Origin of the sequence: Gallaecimonas pentaromativorans, assembly GCF_003751625.1 — a bacterium.
Classification (GTDB): domain Bacteria; phylum Pseudomonadota; class Gammaproteobacteria; order Enterobacterales; family Gallaecimonadaceae; genus Gallaecimonas; species Gallaecimonas pentaromativorans.
This window is the reverse complement of the sequence record NZ_RJUL01000006.1, coordinates 180,483-198,542: the sequence shown is the minus strand read 5'-3', so window position 1 is coordinate 198,542 and position 18,060 is coordinate 180,483. Positions and strand designations below refer to the sequence as shown.

Sequence of the window (18,060 nt, the reverse complement as noted above, 5' to 3'; positions counted from 1 at the left end):
CTTTTTATCAGGCGAGCTGGAAGGGGTAGACCGAGCCCAAGGCCAAAATTTGGGTTAGCTCGTCAAGGGCCTGGCGGCTTTCCGTCAATAGCGCCGGGTCGGCCAGGTCGGCCACATGCAGCTGGTCGCGATAGTGCTTGTCCACCCAGCCGTTCAAGCGGGTAAAGAGGGCGTCGTCCAGCAGGCAATGTGGGTTGGCGGCCGCCAGCTCTTGGTCGTTTAGGGCAACCCGCAGGCGCAGGCAAGCCGGGCCGCCGCCGTTTTTCATGGATTCTTTGACGTCCATGTAGCGCACTTCCTTGATGGGGGTGTCTTTTTCCACCAGTTCGGCCAGATAACGGCTGACCGCATCGGACTCTTCACACTCGGTGGGGGCGATAATGGCCATGTGCCCGGAGGGCAGGGTCACTATCTGGGTGTTGAACAGGTAGGTTTTCACCGCCTCGCTGACGCTGACGCTTTGGCGGGGAACCTCGATGAAATGCAGCGGATGTTCGCCGAATTTGCGCTGTATCTCGGCAAAATCTGCGGCGGTGTTGGCAAAGGCGTCCTGGTGATAGAACAGCACGTTCTGGTTGCCCACGCTTATCACGTCGTTGTGGAACACCCCGGCGTCAATCACCTCCGGGTTTTGCTGCATGAACACCACATTGCTCTCGTCCAGGCCGTGCAGGCGGGCGATGGCCTGGGAGGCCTCCAGGGTTTGGCGGGCCGGATAACGGCGCGGTGCCGGGGCCTGGCTGTTGAACGCTTCGCGGCCGTAGACAAACAATTCCACGCCGGCGTGGCCATACTGGCTGCAAAGGCGGGTGTGGTTAGCAGCGCCTTCATCGCCGAAATGATCGTTGTCCGGCAGATGTTTGTGATGTTTAAAGTAGCGCTCGTCGCTAAAAATGGCTTTTAATATGCGCCCCGTGACCGCCGGCTCCAGGCTGCGGTGAAATTTGTTGGTCAGATTGGCCGGGGTAAAATGCACCCGCCCGTCGTGGGTGTCGGCCGACGGCGAGATGGTGGCAGCATTGGCGGTCCACATGCTGGACGCCGAGCAACAGGCGGCCAGCAGATGCGGCGCGTCCTTGGCAGCCTTGGCCAGCACCTGGGCGTCGGTGCCGGTAAAGCCCAGGCGGCGCAGAGTGGCCATGTCGGGCCTTTCCTGAGGCGCCAGCACCCCTTGCTTTAGGCCAAGGTCGTGCAAGGCTTTCATCTTCTTCAGGCCCTGCTTGGCGGCCTGGCGGGGATTGGAGGCGGCCTTGGCGTTGGACAAAGAGGCGACATTGCCAAAGGACAGGCCCGCGTAGTTATGGGTTGGCCCAACCAGGCCATCGAAATTGACTTCGAAATGTTTCATGCCGTGTTCCTTTGATGATCCTTTGGTTAAAGGGACGTCAATACTTGTCCGCATTATACCTGTGCCACCTTTTTATCGGCCCTTGGCCTTGCAAATGACGGATAAGTTGAATTAATTAGAAAAAAAGATGAGTTCGAGTAGGCTCCTTGCATAGCGAGAGTCAAAACACTATATATGGGCCACCCGGACGGGCCCCAGCCAACCAGACCTAAGAGACACATGGCAAAATCATTGGTGATCGTGGAGTCCCCAGCCAAGGCCAAGACCATAAATAAATATCTTGGTAAGGACTTCATCGTTAAATCTTCTATTGGCCACATCCGCGATCTGCCCACCAGTGGCGGCGGCAAGGGCAAGAAAAGCCCCGCCGCCAATCCTTTGGTGGCGCGCATGGGTGTGGATCCTGACAACCACTGGCAGGCGCACTACGAAGTGCTGCCCGGCAAAGAAAAGGTGGTCGCCGAGCTCAAATCCCTGGCCGCAAAAGCGGATAAGGTCTATCTGGCAACGGACTTGGATAGGGAAGGGGAGGCCATTGCCTGGCACCTTCGCGAGATCATCGGTGGCGACGAACACCGCTTCCAACGGGTGGTGTTCAACGAAATTACCAAGAACGCCATCACTCAGGCCTTCGAGCATCCCAGCCACGTCAGCATGGAAAAGGTTAACGCCCAGCAGGCGCGCCGTTTCCTCGACCGGGTGGTGGGCTATATGGTCTCGCCCCTTTTGTGGAAGAAAATTGCCCGTGGCCTTTCTGCTGGCCGGGTGCAATCGGTAGCGGTGCGGCTGGTGGTGGAGCGCGAGCGTGAAATTCGCGCCTTCACCCCGGAAGAGTACTGGGATCTGCACGCAGACCTTGGCGCCAAAGAAGGCGATCTTCGGATGATGGTGACCCACCAGGGTGGCCAGGCCTTTAAGCCGGTCAACCAGGCCCAGACCATGGCGGCGGTAGATGCCCTGAACGGCGCCAGCTACCAAATCACCGACCGTGAAGACAAGCCCAGCCAGTCTCGGCCCTCTGCACCTTTTATTACCTCCACCCTGCAGCAGGCCGCCTCCACGCGCCTGAGCTTTGGGGTGAAAAAGACCATGATGCTGGCCCAGCGCCTCTACGAGGCCGGTTACATCACCTACATGCGTACCGACTCCACCAACCTCAGCGCCGAAGCGCTGGACGCGGTGCGCGGCTACATCGGCAAGGAATATGGCCAGGCATACCTGCCGGCTTCGCCCTTGACCTATGGTGCTAAAGCCAACGCCCAGGAAGCGCACGAAGCCATTCGTCCTTCCGATGTCAGCGTCAAATCCGAGAACCTGGATGTCGAGCGCGACGCCCAGCGCCTCTACGAGCTTATCTGGCGCCAGTTCGTGGCCTGCCAGATGACCAACGCCGTTTACGACGTTACCCAGCTCACCGCCACCGCCCAAACCGGTAAAGGTGACTTCACCCTCAAGGCCAAAGGCCGGGTGCAGCGCTTTGACGGCTGGACCCGGGTGCTGACCCCGATGAAGCGCAAGGACGATGACGAGCAGCTGCCCAACGTGGCAGTGGGCGAGGCGCTGCGTCTGGACAAGCTCGACCCCAAACAGCATTTTACCAAGCCGCCGGCCCGCTTTACCGAGGCCTCCTTGGTCAAAGAGCTGGAAAAACGCGGCATCGGCCGCCCGTCCACCTACGCATCCATCATCTCCACCATCCAAGACCGCGGTTATGTGAAGGTGGAGACGCGCCGTTTTTACGCCGAGAAAATGGGTGAGATAGTCAACGACCGCTTGGTGGAGAACTTCGCCAACCTGCTCAGTTACGACTTTACCGCCCGCATGGAAAACGAGCTGGACGGCATCGCCAACGGCGAGCGCGAATGGCACGGGGTACTGGACGAGTTCTACGGCGATTTTAAAAAGCGCCTCGACGATGCCGATGACAACATGCGCTCCAACGCCATGGTGATGACCGACATCGACTGCGCCGTCTGTGGCCGCAAGATGGGTATTCGCACCGCCTCTACCGGGGTATTCCTCGGTTGCTCCGGCTACAGCCTGCCGCCTAAGGAGCGCTGCAAAAACACCATCAACCTCACCCCCGGTGAGGAAGTGATCAACGTTGACGACGACGAGGCCGAAACCAACGCTCTGCGCGCCAAAAAACGTTGCCCCATCTGCGCCACCGCCATGGACTCCTACCTGGTGGATGCCAAGCGCAAACTGCATGTCTGTGGCAACAACCCGGACTGTGAAGGCTACGTGCTGGAAACCGGCGAGTTCAAACTCAAAGGCTACGACGGCCCAGTTATCGAGTGCGACAAATGCGGCTCGGACATGGAGCTCAAAAACGGCCGCTTCGGCAAGTATTTTGGCTGCACCAACCCCGACTGCAAAAACACCCGCAAGATTTTGCGTAACGGCGAGCCAGCGCCGCCGAAGGAAGATCCGGTACCACTGCCGGAGTTGCCTTGCGAAAAGTCCGACGCCTACTTTGTGCTGCGCGACGGCGCCGCCGGTATCTTCCTGGCTGCCAACACCTTCCCCAAATCCCGGGAAACCCGGGCACCCAAGGTGGAAGAGCTCAAGCGCTTTGAAGACCGCCTGCCCGAGAAGTTCAAGTACCTGGCCAAGGCCCCGGCCAAGGACAAGGACGGCAACCCGGCAGTGGTGAAGTTCTCCCGTAAAACCAAGAGCCAGTACGTGGGCTCGGAAAAAGACGGTAAAGCCACCAGTTGGATGGCGTTTTATGAGAACGGCAAATGGGTCGATAACGGTAAATAAGCAAAAGCCCCGCTGATGCGGGGCTTCTTTTTGGCGTTAACAGGCCGTAAAAAAACCGCCCATCGGGGCGGTTTTTTCATCACCATTTTTTCTTGGGTGAGAACAGCAAATCCATATCGTCCGGCTGCTGGGGTTCGCCCTCTTTTTTTGGCGGCTTGGCGGGAGGCAGGTTACTGTTGTTGGCGTTTATTTCATCCAGGTGTTGCTGAATCTCCCCCAGTTTTGCCCGCAAGTAGTTGTCCTGGTGGGCATGGGGAGCTGCCAACTGCTTGGCTTTGTTGAGAAACTGGCGGGCTGAGCCGAGCTGTTTGATGATTTTGGCCGACACGCCGCGGGAGATAAGCCCTTCGACGTTGATCTTCAAACGAATACGGTCAAGAAAGGCTGACTCCATGCGAAAAGTGTCGGCATCGACCTTGCCCTTGTTGAACTCGGTGCGCAGCACGGCGATCAGCAATTTCACAGCTTGCAGCAACTGCACCATCTGCTGCTCGTTATCGGGCAGGCGCAGGTTGTCGTCGCTGGCGCGATAGCTTTGCAAGGCTTGCTTTTGTTGGTTAACGGCATCCTCGCTGCGGCTTTTTAAGGAGCTGTCCTTGCCGCCACTGAGCCTTGCTGCGGCTTGCAGGGCTTCGGCCAAACGGCCATAAAGCATGGCCACCAAGTTGCTGGAGATGGGCATCTGGCCGGCGATGGGCAGCAATGCCTCGGTTTCATCGATAATGGCTTTTTGCTTGGCAAATTCTTGGCGCCGTTCGGCTTCTTGTTTTTGCCGCTGTTGCTGAAAGACATTTATTACCACTATGCCCACCAGCAGTATCACAATCACGGCAATCACAATGTAAGTCATCATGTTATTATCCTGTTGCGCCTGCGCACATTTCAGCAAATTGTATAGGAAGTGCTCCAGTTCCGATAGCATATCAACCATTTGCGTGATGATATAGAACCCGGATAAGTTATACTTTTTTGGCATAACCCGGTGGCGGAGCCTTTTTAGATGAAGTTGCAGCAGTTGCGTTACATCGTCGAAGTACGTAACCACAATCTCAATGTCTCGGCGACCGCCGAAAGCCTGTATACCTCGCAGCCCGGCATTTCCAAGCAGGTTCGTATGCTGGAAGACGAGTTGGGGGTGCAAATTTTTGGCCGAAGCGGCAAGCATCTGACCCACGTAACCCCTGCTGGCAAAGCCATCATTGCCATCGCCGAGGAAATGCTCAACAAGGCCGATGCCATCCGCTCGGTTGCCTTCGAGCATACCCAGCCAGACCGGGGTAAGCTGCATATCGCCACCACCCACACCCAGGCCCGTTATGCCTTGCCGCCGGTCATTCGCGGTTTTATCGACCGCTACCCGCAGGTTTCTTTGCACATGCACCAGGGCACGCCCACTCAGATAGCCGAGGCGGTGGTGCGTGGCGATGCCGATTTCGCCATCGCCACCGAGGCGCTGCACCTCTATGACGACCTCATCATGCTGCCGTGCTACCACTGGAACCGCAGCATTGTGGTGAAAAAAGATCACCCTCTGCTGGCGGTTGACAAGGTGGGTATCCGTGAACTCGCCAAGTACCCGTTGGTGACATACGTTTTTGGTTTTACTGGCCGTTCCGATTTGGATGAAGGCTTTGCCAAAGAAGGGTTGGAGCCGCACATCGTCTTTACCGCTACCGATACCGACGTTATCAAGACCTATGTGCGCCTGGGGCTTGGCGTTGGGGTGATAGCGTCCATGGCGTATGACCCTGAGCAAGACAGCGACTTGGTGGCGATTGATGCCAGCCATTTGTTCCGGGCTTCCACCACCAAGATCGGTTTTCGAAAATCGAGCTTTCTGCGTGGCTACATGTACGACTTTATCGAAGGCTTTGCCCCCCATCTGACCCGCAGCCTGGTGGACGAAGCCATCCGTTTGCGCGACAGCGAAGCGGTGGAAGCGCTTTTTACCAACGTTTCGCTACCGGTGCGCTAAACTCATCATTTTTTAGGCGCTTTGCTGGCAAAGTCTGCTGCGCCGTACAACACTCCTCTTGCGGGCATCTGCCCGCCCGACCAGCCGGGTCGACGGATAGCCCGGTTTAGGCTCTTAGAGGAAAAACACTGTGCGCTGGGTAAAGGCTTTGTTTGCGTTATTGCTGTTGGCCAGTTTTGGCGCGTCAGCGCTGGAGCAGGTTCGGGTGCAATTGCGCTGGAAACACCAGTTCCAGTTCGCCGGCTACTACGTGGCCAAGGAATACGGTTACTACCGGGACGCTGGCCTTGATGTCACCTTGCTTGAAAACGGCCCCGGCCTGCCTGGTGGCATCAGTGAAGTGGCCAACAATCAGGTGGAATTTGCCGTTGCTGGCGCCGGAGTGATCGCTGCCTACGCTGAGGGCCAGCCGGTGGTGGCGGTGGCTGCCATCTTCCAACATTCTCCCCTGGTGTGGTTAGTGCTGGAAAAAAGCGGCATCAAGAACCTGCACGATTTAGCCGGCAAACGGCTGATGAGCGCCTTTCCCCAGGAACAAATGGTGGATTTGCTGGCGCCGTTTCCCATGGAAAGTATCCCGCTAGATACCCTTAACTGGGTACCCAGCGAATTTAGCGTTGACGCCCTTATCAAGGGCCACACCGATGCCTATGCCGCCTATAAAAGCAATGAGCCTTTTGTGCTTCGTCAAAAGGGCATCGGCTACCGCTTGATTGAACCCCGCACCTATGGAGTGGATTTTTACGGCGATGTCATTATCACCAGCCGGGAGCTGGCATACCGCCACCCAGGGCTGGTGGAGAAGTTTCGAGACGCAACCCTGCACGGTTGGCGTACGGCGCTGGATAATATCGACGGCACCGCCCGGCTTATTCAAAGCAAATATGCACCGCAAAAATCCCTGGAACAGCTTCGCTTTGAAGGCCAACAAATTCGTGAGTTGGTCATACCGGATATGGTGGCCATCGGTCACATGAACCAAGGGCGCTGGGAACGGATTTTAGATCTCAACCAGCAACTGGGGCTGATTAAGGACAAAGCCGATTTGTCCGGCTTTTTATTTAACCCCCAAGCGAATAAGAGCCAATGGAACTGGCCCGCCACCATTTTTGCCTTGGCCTTTATGGGGGCGCTGATGGTGCTCTACCAGTTTCGGCGCCTTAACAAGCGTCTTCGTCTGGAGGTGGCGCGGCGCCACGAAATCGAGCAGGAGCTTCGCTCCCAGGCCTATACCGACCCTTTAACCGGCACCGGCAATCGCCGCGCGTTGATGGAAGTGGGCCATCGCAGTTTTGCTATGTCGGTCAGAGATCAAGAGCCGCTGTCCCTCATCATGGTGGATGTGGACCATTTCAAGCGCATTAACGACAGCTATGGCCATGACATTGGCGACTTGGTGCTGTGCCATTTGGGAGAAGTGCTGCGCCACACTATTCGTTCCGATGATTTCGTTGGGCGCCTTGGTGGCGAGGAGTTTGCCATTTTGTTGCCCGGCAGCGGTGTGGAGTCGGCCATGGCCATGGCTAGGCGCCTTAAAAACCGTTTAAGTGTGCATTCTTTTACCCTCAACCCCCACGAGCGCATCGCCATCAGCGTCAGCGCCGGCGTGGTAGCTAGGGGAGACGAAGACAGTTGTTTTGAGCAGATGCTGTCTCGGGCCGATTGCTTGCTTTACCAGGCCAAGGCGGCAGGGCGGGACCAAATTCAGCGTGAAAGCACCCTTGATGAAACGCCGCTGCCCCCCAGCAATATCGCCCTTATCAAGGATCGGCAGAAAAATTAATCTGCATCAAAGTCTTGCCAGGCACGAGCGGTACACTGCCTCTTGAAAGCCAAGGCTTTCAACTACTCTGCTGACTGTTTAACCCGGCCTCGGCCGGGTTTTTTCTATGCCTAAAGTACAGTGCGCAGCCAGGGGGGTTATCAACCAGTCTCATGGGGTCCCATTTACAAGGAGCACAGCATGAGGACCTTACTGTTTATCCTGAGTCTTTTTACCTTAAATGCCTACGGCGCTTGCCTTGATGCGGTGGTGTTGGTGCATGGCAATACCGCGAGTCCGTCCAGTTGGGCCAACACCCTGGCTTTGCTGAAGGCCAAGGGCTACCAAGACAGCGAGCTTTTTGTACCCACCTGGGGCTCGAAAAGCTGCGCGGCCTGTAACGACCATAACGGCAGCGAAGAAACGCCGGTGAAGACGGCTTTGCAGCAGGCACTGGCCGCCAGCTGCACCGGCAAAATTGATGTCATTGGCCACTCCATGGGGGCAACCCTTGCTGCCCAACAGATAGTCAAACTGGGCATTGCCGGCCAGGTGGACGCCTTTGTGGGTATTGCCGGTGCCTTTCGTGGGCTCTATAGCTGCGGCATTTACCCCTACAACGTCCTTACCAGTACCTGCGGCAGCTATGGGCTGTCCATAGGCAGCCCTTTTCTAGACAACCTGTACGGTGACACCTTTGGCAGCCGGGTTTACTCCATCAAGAGCTATATCGATCAGGTGGTCTGCTCCACGGGAACCTGCCTAGTTTACGGGGTACATTCGTCCAGTATCTGGTATGAAGATGCCAGCTATACCTACAACCTCGGCCATTTTGGCCTGCAGACCGATACCGCCGATTTACAGGTTTCGCTCATCCAGAATTGAAATAAAAGCTGAAAAAGCATACTCATAGAACCAAACAGACTTGCAGGTACCCGTACCTCATCTGTTAGAAGTAATGGACGTTTAGACATCCAATTGCCCGAAGTCGCTGCTGTATCGCGGGGCATCAACCTTGTGGGGAGATGGCATGCGCATTGGCATACCAGCAGAAAGTGTATCGGGAGAAAACCGGGTTGCCGCTAGCCCGAAATCGGTGGCGGAGCTGAAAAAACTCGGCTTTGAGGTGCTTATCGCGCCGGGGGCCGGGCAGGGCGCCAGTTTTGACGACAGCGCCTACCTTGACGCTGGCGCAGAGCTTACCGACCCCTGGGAGTGCGACCTTATCTTTAAGGTCAACGCCCCGAGCGACGAGGAAATCGCCCGTCTTAAGGCCGGCACCACCCTGGTGAGCTTTATCCAACCGGCCCAAAACCCTGAACTGCTGGACAAACTCAAAGCCCAGCAGGTGAACGTGCTGGCCATGGATATGGTGCCCCGTATCTCCAGGGCACAATCTCTTGATGCGCTGTCATCCATGGCCAATATCGCCGGTTACCGGGCGGTGGTGGAAGCGGCCAACGCCTTTGGCCGTTTCTTTACCGGGCAAATCACCGCCGCCGGCAAGGTACCGCCTGCCAAGGTGATGGTCATTGGCGCCGGTGTGGCCGGCCTTGCCGCTATCGGCGCTGCCGGTAGCCTGGGGGCGGTGGTACGCGCCTTTGATACCCGCCCCGAGGTCAAGGAACAGATCCAGTCCATGGGCGCCGAGTTTTTGGAAGTGCACCTCGAAGAAGAGGGCGGCAGCTCCGACGGTTATGCCAAAGAGATGAGCCAGGCCTTTATCGACGCCGAGATGGCGCTCTTTTTGGAGCAGGCCAAGGAGGTGGACATTATCATCACCACCGCCCTTATCCCTGGCAAGCCGGCGCCCAAGCTCATTACCCGCGAGATGGTCAAAGCCATGAAGCCAGGCTCGGTGATTGTGGACTTGGCCGCCCCCAACGGCGGCAACTGCGAGCTCACCAAACCGGGCAAAAGGTTCAAGTCAGACAACGGCGTTATCATCCTTGGCTATACCGACCTGGCCAGCCGCCTGGCCGGGCAAAGCTCTACCCTTTACGCCACCAACCTGGTGAACCTTGCCAAGCTCCTTTGCAAGGAAAAAGACGGCAACATCAACATCGATTTTGACGATGTGGTGCTTCGCAACATGACGGTGGTTAAAGAGGGTGAACTGACCTTCCCGCCGCCGCCCATTGCCGTTTCTGCCGCGCCCAAACCCAAGGCGGCGCCCAAAGAGGTGCCTAAAGAGGCGACAGAGCCGGCCAAACCCAGCCGCAAGAAATATGTGCTGGGAGGCATTGGCCTCTTGGCCTTTGCCTGGGTGGCCAATGCCGCGCCGCCGGCTTTTCTCTCGCACTTTACGGTATTCGTGCTGGCCTGCGTGGTGGGCTATTACGTGGTGTGGAATGTTACTCACGCCTTGCACACGCCGTTGATGTCGGTGACCAACGCCATCAGTGGCATCATCGTGGTGGGGGCATTGTTGCAAGCGGGCTCTGGCGGCTTGACCGGCTTTTTGGCCTTTGTGGCGGTGCTGGTGGCCAGCATCAATATCTTCGGGGGTTTTACCGTAACCCGCCGCATGCTGAAAATGTTCCAAAAGGGGTAAGTCGATGTCTTATGGATTAGTCAGTGCGGCTTACATCATCGCGGCACTTTGTTTTATCGGCGCCCTGGCTGGGCTTTCCAAACAGGAAAGCGCCAAGCGGGGTAATCTTTTTGGCATCATCGGCATGGCCTTGGCGCTGGTGGCCACCATCCTTAGCCCCGGCGTGTCTGGCCTTGGCTGGATCCTGCTGGCCATGGTGATAGGCGGCGCTATCGGCGCGCGGCTGGCGCTTAAAGTGGAAATGACCCAGATGCCGGAGCTGGTGGCCATACTGCACAGCTTCGTGGGCCTGGCTGCGGTGCTGGTGGGTTATAACTCCTGGCTCGATCACGGCCCCTTAAGTGGCAGCCTGCTCAGTATTCACCTTACCGAGATTTTCCTCGGGGTCTTTATCGGCGCCGTTACCCTGACCGGCTCGGTGGTGGCCTTTGGCAAACTGCGCGGCACCATTGCCTCCAAGGCGCTGATGCTGCCCCACCGTCATAAGCTCAACCTGGCGGCGGTGGTGGTCTCGGTGCTGCTGCTTATTTATTTTGTCAGCGGTGGTGGTACCAGTGGTTTTGCCCTGGTGCTGATGACCCTTATCGCCCTGGCCTTTGGCTGGCACCTGGTGGCCAGTATCGGCGGCGCCGACATGCCGGTGGTGATCTCCATGCTCAACTCCTACTCGGGCTGGGCGGCGGCGGCGGCCGGTTTCATGCTGGGTAACGATTTACTGATTGTTACCGGCGCCCTGGTGGGCTCAAGCGGCGCCATTCTGTCTTACATCATGTGTAAGGCCATGAACCGCTCCTTTATCTCGGTGATCGCCGGTGGCTTTGGCAACGACAGCAGCGCCGCCAGCGAAGATATCACCGGCGAGCACACCGAGGTGAGCGCCGAAGACGTGGCAGAAGCCCTCAAAAACGCCGAGTCGGTGGTGATCACCCCCGGCTATGGTATGGCGGTGGCCCAGGCCCAATACCCGGTGGCAGACATCACCGCTAAGCTGCGCGCCAAAGGGGTCAAGGTGCGCTTTGGCATTCATCCTGTGGCCGGGCGCCTGCCGGGGCACATGAACGTGCTGCTGGCCGAAGCCAAGGTGCCTTACGACATCGTGCTGGAGATGGACGAAATCAACGACGATTTTACCGACACCGACGTGGTGCTGGTGATCGGCGCCAACGACACCGTCAACCCAGCCGCCGCCGAAGACCCTTCCAGCCCCATTGCCGGCATGCCGGTGCTGGAGGTGTGGAATGCCAAGCAGGTGGTGGTGTTCAAGCGCTCCATGAATACCGGCTATGCCGGGGTGCAAAACCCGCTGTTCTTCCGCGACAACACCGTGATGCTGTTTGGCGATGCCAAACAAAGCGTCGAGGCCATCTTGAAAAGCCTCTAAGTTTAAGGCGCCTTCGGGCGCCTTAACTTTTTGAAAGACCTGTCTTTATCGTTAGGGCGCGCTACACTGGTAGCCTGCACGAAGATAAGGACATTGCCATGCGTGTGTTGCTGTTACTGCTGCTCTGTTGTGGCCAGGCCCTGGCCGCCATCCCCAAACCCCTCCAACCTTGGCAAGACTGGGTACTTGCCGACCAACCCTTTCGCCACTGCCCGTTAAACCTTGGCACCGAAGCCCAAGGCGCCGGGGATTTTGCTTGCCTGTGGTACCGGCCCTTGGTGCTGAATTTGGACGATGGGGCAGGGCAGTTCAGCATGACGGTATCGCGCTACAGCGACGGCTGGGTATGGCTGCCGGGCGAACCCGGCCAAAGCTGGCCAAGGCAGATGCAGCTTGATGGCAAAGCGCTAGCGCTGATGAATGTCGGCGGCCGCCCCGCTCTTTGGGTGCCCAAAGGCGAGCACCGCATTGACGGCCACTTTGGCTGGAGCCAGTTGCCTGTCAAGCTGCGTTTGCCACAGGGCGTGGCCTTGGTCCAGCTCAGCCTTGGCGGCAAGGGTGTCGGCCAGCCCCAACGCGAAGGCGGCTACCTGCTGCTAACCCGCGAGGCCCAGGGCAGTGACAGCCACCAGGCGAGCCTGGACGTCTCGGTATTTCGCCACTTTGAAGACGGCCTGCCGGCAACCCTGACCACAGTGCTGCGCCTTGATATCGCTGGCCCGGCGCGCGAGCTGAACCTGGGTAAGGTCTTGCCCGATGGTTACAGCGTGCTGACGCTGCAAAGCGAGCTGCCGGCCCGGTTTGACGCCGATGGCACCTTGCGCATCCAGGCCCTGGCTGGCAACAAGAGCCTTACCATCAGGGCGCGCAGCCTTGAGGCGGTAAGCCAGCTTGGCTTTGTGCAAAACGGCTTGATGCCGGGGCAAGAGGTGTGGTCGGTGGCAACGGACAGCCGCCTTCGCAGCCTGCGTTTTGAAGGGGCGAGCCCCATAGACCCAAACCAGACCCGCATGCCAGCCGGGTGGCGCCAGCTACCGGCCTTTGTGCTGAGTCCCTCCCAGGGGCTGGCGCTGGTAGAGCAAGGCCGTGGCCGCCAGCAAAACCAAAACAGCCTGCATTTGAGCCGCGACCTGTGGCTCGATTTTAGCGGCAAGGGGTATCACTTTAGCGACATTATCAGCGGCACCATGCGCAGCGATTGGCGCTTGGATATGGCCGCGCCTTACCAGTTGCAACAAGCCCGGCAAGCCGAGCGGGCGCTTCCCCTGACCGAAGGGCCAAATGGCCAGCGGGGCATTGAGCTTCGCGCCCAAAACCTCGAGCTTGATGCCAGCGGCACCCTCGATAACAGCAACCATTGGCCCGTTGCCGGTTGGCAAAGCGGCTTTGACGGGGTGGATATGACCTTAAATCTGCCGCCCGGTTATCGGCTTTTGGGTGCCAGCGGCCCGCAGCAGGTCAGTTACAGCTGGCTGGGGGCCTGGAACCTGCTGGACATGTTTGTGCTGGTGCTAAGCGCGGTGCTGATCTTTAAGCTCAGCGGTTGGCGTTGGGCCCTGGTGGCAGGCGTGGCGCTGGCCGCGCTCTTTCACGAGCCCGGCATGCCGGTGTGGCTGGTACTGAACGCCGCCATCGCCCTGCTGCTGGCAAGGGAGCTTGGCGGCAAGTTTGCCAAGGCAACCGCGGCCTACCAGTGGGCGAGTCTCGCGCTGCTGGTGCTGGCGCTGCTGCCCTTTGCCAGTCACCAGGTACGTGCCTTGCTGCACCCGCAACTGGAATGGCCCATCCAGGGCCAAGACCGTTCGCTGTACGAAATGCCGCTTCCCGGTACGGCCAGTGCCCCCCAGGAGCTGGAGCGTATCGAAGTGACCAGTTCGCGGCCAAGGAGCCCCAATGCACCGGCCAAAGCCTTGGCCGATGCCGCCTATCAAGCGCCGCCTGTGGAGCGCTACACCGACAACCAAGTGGCCAGTGCCGGCAGCGGCTTGCCCGACTGGTCCTGGCACCGCTATCAATTGCGCTGGAGTGGGCCGGTGGCGGCCGGTGAAAGCCTGCATCTTTGGGTGCTTCCCTATTGGCTAAGGGCGCCGCTCATTGCCCTTGCCATGCTCGGGCTCTTTGCCTGGCTGACCAGGGAGCTTAAAGGCCGCTGGCCAGCAAAAGGGGCGGCGCTGGTGCTGGCGCTAATGCTCTCGCCCCTGCCAAAACCGGCCGAAGCGGCCCTGCCGGATGGCCAGATGCTCGATGCCTTAAAGGCGCGCCTCACGGCGCCGCCAGAATGTGCCCCTTATTGCGGCGCTCTTGATGAGGCCACCTTAAGCGCCCAAGACGGCCGCTGGCAGCTTGAACTTAGCGCCGAGGCGCTGGCGAGCCGTGCCTTGCCCATTCCCGGCGCTCCCGGCAGCTGGCTGCCCGATACGGTATTGGTTGACGGCGCGCCCAGCGCCACCAGCTGGCACGATGGCGCGCTGTGGGTGGCCCTGGCTAAAGGCCGCCACCAGTTAACCCTCTCTGGCCCGGCGGCCGATGCAGACAGGGTCAACCTCGGCTTTAGGCTGGTGCCAAACCGCGTTTTGGTCACCTTGAGAGGCTGGCAGGCCCAGGGGCTTAGCAGTGGTCATCTAAGTGGCAATAGCCTGGTGCTGGAGCGGGAAATAAAAGACGCGGCGGATTTCAAAACCGGCAAGCTCAGCGTCAAACCCTACGTGAAGGTGGTTCGCACCTTGCATTTTGGCGAGCGTTGGTCGGTGGACACCCAGGTTATCCGTATGGCGCCCGAGAGCCAGCCGTTTTCGGTCTTTATCCCCTTGCTTAGCGGTGAGCGGCTGCAAAGCGAGCTGCCGCAAGGGCCTGATGGGGTGCAACTTAACTTTGCCGCCGGCCAGTCACAGCTGCGCTTTACCGGCATCTTGGAGCGGCGCGAGCACCTTACCCTCACCGCGCCGCCACTCAGGCAGCGGGTGGAGCAATGGCGCCTTGAGCCCACCAATCTTTGGCGCCTAGAGGCCACCGGCACGCCGCAGATACAAAGCCTCAATGGCGAAGACTGGCAACAACTCTACCAGCCAAGAGGCGGCGAGACCCTGGCGGTCACCTTGAGCAGGCCGCGCCAACTGGGGGGCGATACCCTGGCCTTTGACGGGGTGACTTTGTCGCTGGATGTAGCCGGGCACGGCAGCAGTGGCCAGTTGGTCATCGAGTATCGCGCCACTCTTGGCGGCAAGCACAAGCTCACCTTGCCGGCGGGCTGGGAGCTGGTGGACGCCCGCCAGGACGGCGCGCCGCTGGTGCTTGCCAAAGACGCCGATGCGTTAACCCTGCCCATCCTGCCTGGCGAGCACAACCTTGGCATCAAGCTTCGCAGCACCCAGGGCGTGAGCCTGGTGCAGGGGCTGCCTGACATCAACCTCGGCCTTGGCGCTGCCAATATCGACATTAACCTCAGCCTTGGCAGCGACCGCTGGCTGCTCTTTACCCATGGTCCGGTGATGGGGCCGGTGGTGCTTTATTGGAGCGCGCTGGTGGTGTTTTTGCTGCTGGCCTGGGGCCTTAGCCGCACGGCGCTGTTGCCCATCGGCTTTGGCGATCTGCTGCTGTTGGGGCTGGGGCTCTCTACCCAGGCCTGGAGCGTGCTGGTGTTGGTGCTGGTCTGGCTGATGGCAGTGAGATGGCGGGCCGGTAAGGCCGATTTGCTGGCGAAAAGCTGGTTCAACCCGCTGCAGGTGGCGCTACTTATCTTAAGTGCCTTGGCCTTGCTGTTGTTGGTGTTCTCGGTGCCGGCCGGGCTGCTCTCAAGGCCTGACATGATGGTCAGCGACGCCAGCAGCAACCACCTGCATTGGTACCAGGATTTAAGCGACGGCGCCCTGCCGGCGCTTTGGGCCTTTAACCTGCCGCTGTGGGTGTACAAGGGGGCGATGTTGCTGTGGGCCATTTGGCTGAGCTTTGCCGTTATTCGCTGGGTGCGTCTGGCCTGGCAGGGCCTTAATGTGGGCGGCTTTTGGCACAAAAAGGTGTGGAGCGATATCGCCACCACCGCGCAGCCTGGGGAAACGGCCAATCCCAAAGACTAAATAAGGCGCCTTCGGGCGCCTTTTTCATGGCGCAAACTGCTCGGCCAGAAAGTCGATAAAGGCCCGCACCCTGGCGCTTTGGTGGCTTTTGCTGGGGTAGTAGAGGTAAAGGTCGGCGTCCGGCAGGCGGCACTGGGGCAATACCTGCCTCAGGCGGCCGCTTTTCAGGTATTTATCCAGGTCCCACTGGGAGCGGATAAGAATGCCGTGGCCGTCCAGCGCCCAGCCCAGCACCACGTCGCCGTCATTGCTGGAAAGGGCCCCTTGTACTTTTACCACCTCGCTGTGCTGGGCGTCGATAAAGCGCCACAGCCCAAAGGCATCTTCGTTTTGGCGGTGGATAATGCACTGGTGGCTGGCCAGATCTGCCAATTGCGCCGGGGTGCCATGCTCGGCGAGATAGCGGGGGGAGGCACATAAAAAGCGCCGGTTGGACAGCAACTTGCGAGCGTTTAGCCGCTGGTCGGGCAGGGCGCCAAAGCGCACCGCCAAATCAATGCCCTGGGCCACCAAATCAACCGGCTTGTCGGTAAGATCAAGCTGCACCTCCAGGCCGGGGTGGCGTTTGGCAAAGCGCGAGACCAGCGGCGCTATGGTAGTGCGGCCAAACCCCAAGGTGCTGTTGACCCGAATAAGCCCCTGCAGAGTCTGCCCGGCGGTGGTGACCGCATCTTCCATCTCGGCAATGCTGGCAAGAATGTGGCGGGCATGGTGCAGGTAGGTAGTGCCTTCCTGGGTGAGGCTGATGCGCCGGGTGGTGCGGTTAACCAGCCGCACCCCGAGGCGGTTTTCCAGCTGCGCCAGGCGTTTGGTGGCAGCCGGTGGGGTGATGTCCAGGGCCCTGGCGGCGCCGGACAAACTGCCGGTTTGGGCCAGCAGCACAAAAAACTGCATCTCGGTGCTATTGTCGCTTTTCACTTTGAGTAAATAATGAAGTGACTTTTAGTGAATTTTAGGCGCAGTTTTCTTTTTTAAGCTAGGGCTTTGTGCAACCTGCCTTGAGGCCCTATGAGAATCGTCGATATTCGTGAAGTCACCCTGCCCATCAGCTCGCCCATCCGTAACGCTTACATCGATTTCAGCAAGATGACCCTGAGCCTGGTGGCCATCGTTAGCGATGTGATACGCGACGGCAAACCGGTAGTGGGTTACGGCTTTAACTCCAATGGCCGCTACGGCCAGGGCAGCCTGATGCGTGAGCGCTTTATCCCAAGGCTCTTGGAGGCCAGCCCTGAAAGCCTGCAAGACAGCACCGGCAACAACCTTTGCCCCCACAAATGCTGGGCGACCATGTTCAGCAACGAAAAACCCGGCGGCCATGGCGAGCGCTCGGTAGCCATTGGCACCCTGGACATGGCGATTTGGGATCTGGTGGCCAAAATCGAGGGTGTACCGCTGTTTCAGCTGCTGGCCGACCGCTACGGCAATGGCAAGCCCGACCCCAAAATCTTTGTCTACGCCGCCGGCGGTTACTACTATCCGGGCCAAAACCACAACCAGCTCAAAGATGAGATGCGCAGCTACATCGACCGGGGTTACACCGTGGTCAAAAAGAAAATCGGCGGCGCCAGCCTGGATGAAGATTTACGCCGCATCGACTCGATTTTAAGCGTGCTGCAAGACGGCCAGAAACTGGCGGTAGACGCCAATGGCCGCTTTGATCTCGACACCGCCATCCAATACGCCAAAGCCTTGTCGCAATACGATTTGTTCTGGTTTGAAGAGCCGGGCGACCCGCTGGATTTCGAGCTGCAAGCCACCTTGCGCGGCTACTACAGCAAGCCCATGGCTACCGGCGAAGACCTTTTTTCCATGCAAGATGCCCGCAACCTCATTCGCTACGGCGGCCTGCGCCCCGACCGCGACTGGCTGCAATTTGACTGCGCCCTGAGCTATGGCCTGGTGGAGTATCTGCGCACCCTGGACATGCTCAAAGAGCACGGCTGGAGCGCCAAGCGCTGCATTCCCCACGGTGGCCACCAGATGTCCCTTAACATCGCTGCTGGCCTTGAGCTGGGGGGGAACGAGTCGTACCCAGACTTGTTCCAGCCCTTTGGCGGTTTCCCTGACGGGGTGAAGGTAGACAACGGCTTTATCACCTTGCCCGAACTGCCCGGTATCGGTTTTGAAGGCAAGAGCGATCTCTTTGCCCAGATGCAAAAATTGGCCGGTTAACCTGTATTGCTAGGCAGGGGGTAAGT

Annotated in this window: 11 protein-coding genes; 8 read left to right on the top strand and 3 right to left on the bottom strand. The window is 58.9% G+C overall.

The features are described 5' to 3' along the window. Nucleotides 1–7: 7 nt before the first annotated feature. The gene (gene astB, locus EDC28_RS12370) at nucleotides 8–1,348 is read right to left on the bottom strand and encodes an N-succinylarginine dihydrolase (RefSeq protein WP_123421822.1); all 1,341 of its coding nucleotides are present in this window, start codon (nucleotides 1,346–1,348) and stop codon (nucleotides 8–10) included. A gap of 219 nt (nucleotides 1,349–1,567) precedes the next feature. Here astB and topA point away from each other — a divergent pair, with 219 nt between their 5' ends. Next, nucleotides 1,568–4,114 carry a type I DNA topoisomerase gene (gene topA / locus EDC28_RS12365; RefSeq protein WP_123421821.1) on the top strand — a complete coding sequence of 849 codons (2,547 nt, stop codon included), beginning with the start codon at nucleotides 1,568–1,570 and terminating at the stop codon, nucleotides 4,112–4,114. A gap of 79 nt (nucleotides 4,115–4,193) precedes the next feature. On the opposite strand, the gene EDC28_RS12360 is transcribed toward topA, so the two are convergent. After that, nucleotides 4,194–4,967, bottom strand: coding sequence for a hypothetical protein (locus EDC28_RS12360; RefSeq protein ID WP_123421820.1), 774 nt, complete (start codon nucleotides 4,965–4,967; stop codon nucleotides 4,194–4,196). 147 nt (nucleotides 4,968–5,114) lie between these two features. Here EDC28_RS12360 and cysB point away from each other — a divergent pair, with 147 nt between their 5' ends. From cysB to EDC28_RS12330, 6 genes are all read left to right on the top strand, one after another. Beyond that, entirely contained in the window at nucleotides 5,115–6,089 is a 975-nt protein-coding gene (gene cysB, locus EDC28_RS12355; protein WP_050659487.1) for an HTH-type transcriptional regulator CysB, read from the top strand. A gap of 130 nt (nucleotides 6,090–6,219) precedes the next feature. After that, on the top strand, nucleotides 6,220–7,872 hold the full coding sequence (locus EDC28_RS12350; protein WP_123421819.1) for a GGDEF domain-containing protein: 1,653 nt from the start codon (nucleotides 6,220–6,222) through the stop codon (nucleotides 7,870–7,872). A gap of 180 nt (nucleotides 7,873–8,052) precedes the next feature. Next, complete coding sequence (locus EDC28_RS12345) at nucleotides 8,053–8,736, top strand: esterase/lipase family protein (protein ID WP_123421818.1); 684 nt, start codon at nucleotides 8,053–8,055, stop codon at nucleotides 8,734–8,736. Nucleotides 8,737–8,881: 145 nt separating this feature from the next. Then, nucleotides 8,882–10,405 carry a Re/Si-specific NAD(P)(+) transhydrogenase subunit alpha gene (locus EDC28_RS12340; protein ID WP_123421817.1) on the top strand — a complete coding sequence of 508 codons (1,524 nt, stop codon included), beginning with the start codon at nucleotides 8,882–8,884 and terminating at the stop codon, nucleotides 10,403–10,405. Nucleotides 10,406–10,409: 4 nt separating this feature from the next. Then, the gene (gene pntB / locus EDC28_RS12335) at nucleotides 10,410–11,786 is read left to right on the top strand and encodes a Re/Si-specific NAD(P)(+) transhydrogenase subunit beta (RefSeq protein WP_123421816.1); all 1,377 of its coding nucleotides are present in this window, start codon (nucleotides 10,410–10,412) and stop codon (nucleotides 11,784–11,786) included. Between the two features lie 98 nt (nucleotides 11,787–11,884). Continuing rightward, entirely contained in the window at nucleotides 11,885–15,859 is a 3,975-nt protein-coding gene (locus EDC28_RS12330) for a hypothetical protein (protein WP_123421815.1), read from the top strand. A gap of 24 nt (nucleotides 15,860–15,883) precedes the next feature. Here the strand turns inward: EDC28_RS12330 and EDC28_RS12325 are convergent, their stop codons facing one another. Further along, nucleotides 15,884–16,777, bottom strand: coding sequence for a LysR family transcriptional regulator (locus tag EDC28_RS12325; RefSeq protein ID WP_123421814.1), 894 nt, complete (start codon nucleotides 16,775–16,777; stop codon nucleotides 15,884–15,886). Between the two features lie 90 nt (nucleotides 16,778–16,867). Between EDC28_RS12325 and EDC28_RS12320 the strand changes: the two genes are divergently transcribed. Beyond that, nucleotides 16,868–18,034 (top strand): mandelate racemase/muconate lactonizing enzyme family protein, encoded by a 1,167-nt coding sequence (locus tag EDC28_RS12320; protein ID WP_123421813.1) that lies wholly within the window; start codon nucleotides 16,868–16,870, stop codon nucleotides 18,032–18,034. Nucleotides 18,035–18,060 lie beyond the last annotated feature (26 nt).

Excerpts from the sequence above, each read along its gene's own strand:
- astB (WP_123421822.1), bottom strand. The coding sequence starts at position 1,348 with ATGAAACATTTCGAAGTCAATTTCGATGGCCTGGTTGGGCCAACCCAT.
- topA (WP_123421821.1), top strand. The coding sequence starts at position 1,568 with ATGGCAAAATCATTGGTGATCGTGGAGTCCCCAGCCAAGGCCAAGACC.
- EDC28_RS12360 (WP_123421820.1), bottom strand. The coding sequence starts at position 4,967 with ATGATGACTTACATTGTGATTGCCGTGATTGTGATACTGCTGGTGGGC.
- cysB (WP_050659487.1), top strand. The coding sequence starts at position 5,115 with ATGAAGTTGCAGCAGTTGCGTTACATCGTCGAAGTACGTAACCACAAT.
- EDC28_RS12345 (WP_123421818.1), top strand. The coding sequence starts at position 8,053 with ATGAGGACCTTACTGTTTATCCTGAGTCTTTTTACCTTAAATGCCTAC.
- EDC28_RS12340 (WP_123421817.1), top strand. The coding sequence starts at position 8,882 with ATGCGCATTGGCATACCAGCAGAAAGTGTATCGGGAGAAAACCGGGTT.
- pntB (WP_123421816.1), top strand. The coding sequence starts at position 10,410 with ATGTCTTATGGATTAGTCAGTGCGGCTTACATCATCGCGGCACTTTGT.
- EDC28_RS12330 (WP_123421815.1), top strand. The coding sequence starts at position 11,885 with ATGCGTGTGTTGCTGTTACTGCTGCTCTGTTGTGGCCAGGCCCTGGCC.
- EDC28_RS12320 (WP_123421813.1), top strand. The coding sequence starts at position 16,868 with ATGAGAATCGTCGATATTCGTGAAGTCACCCTGCCCATCAGCTCGCCC.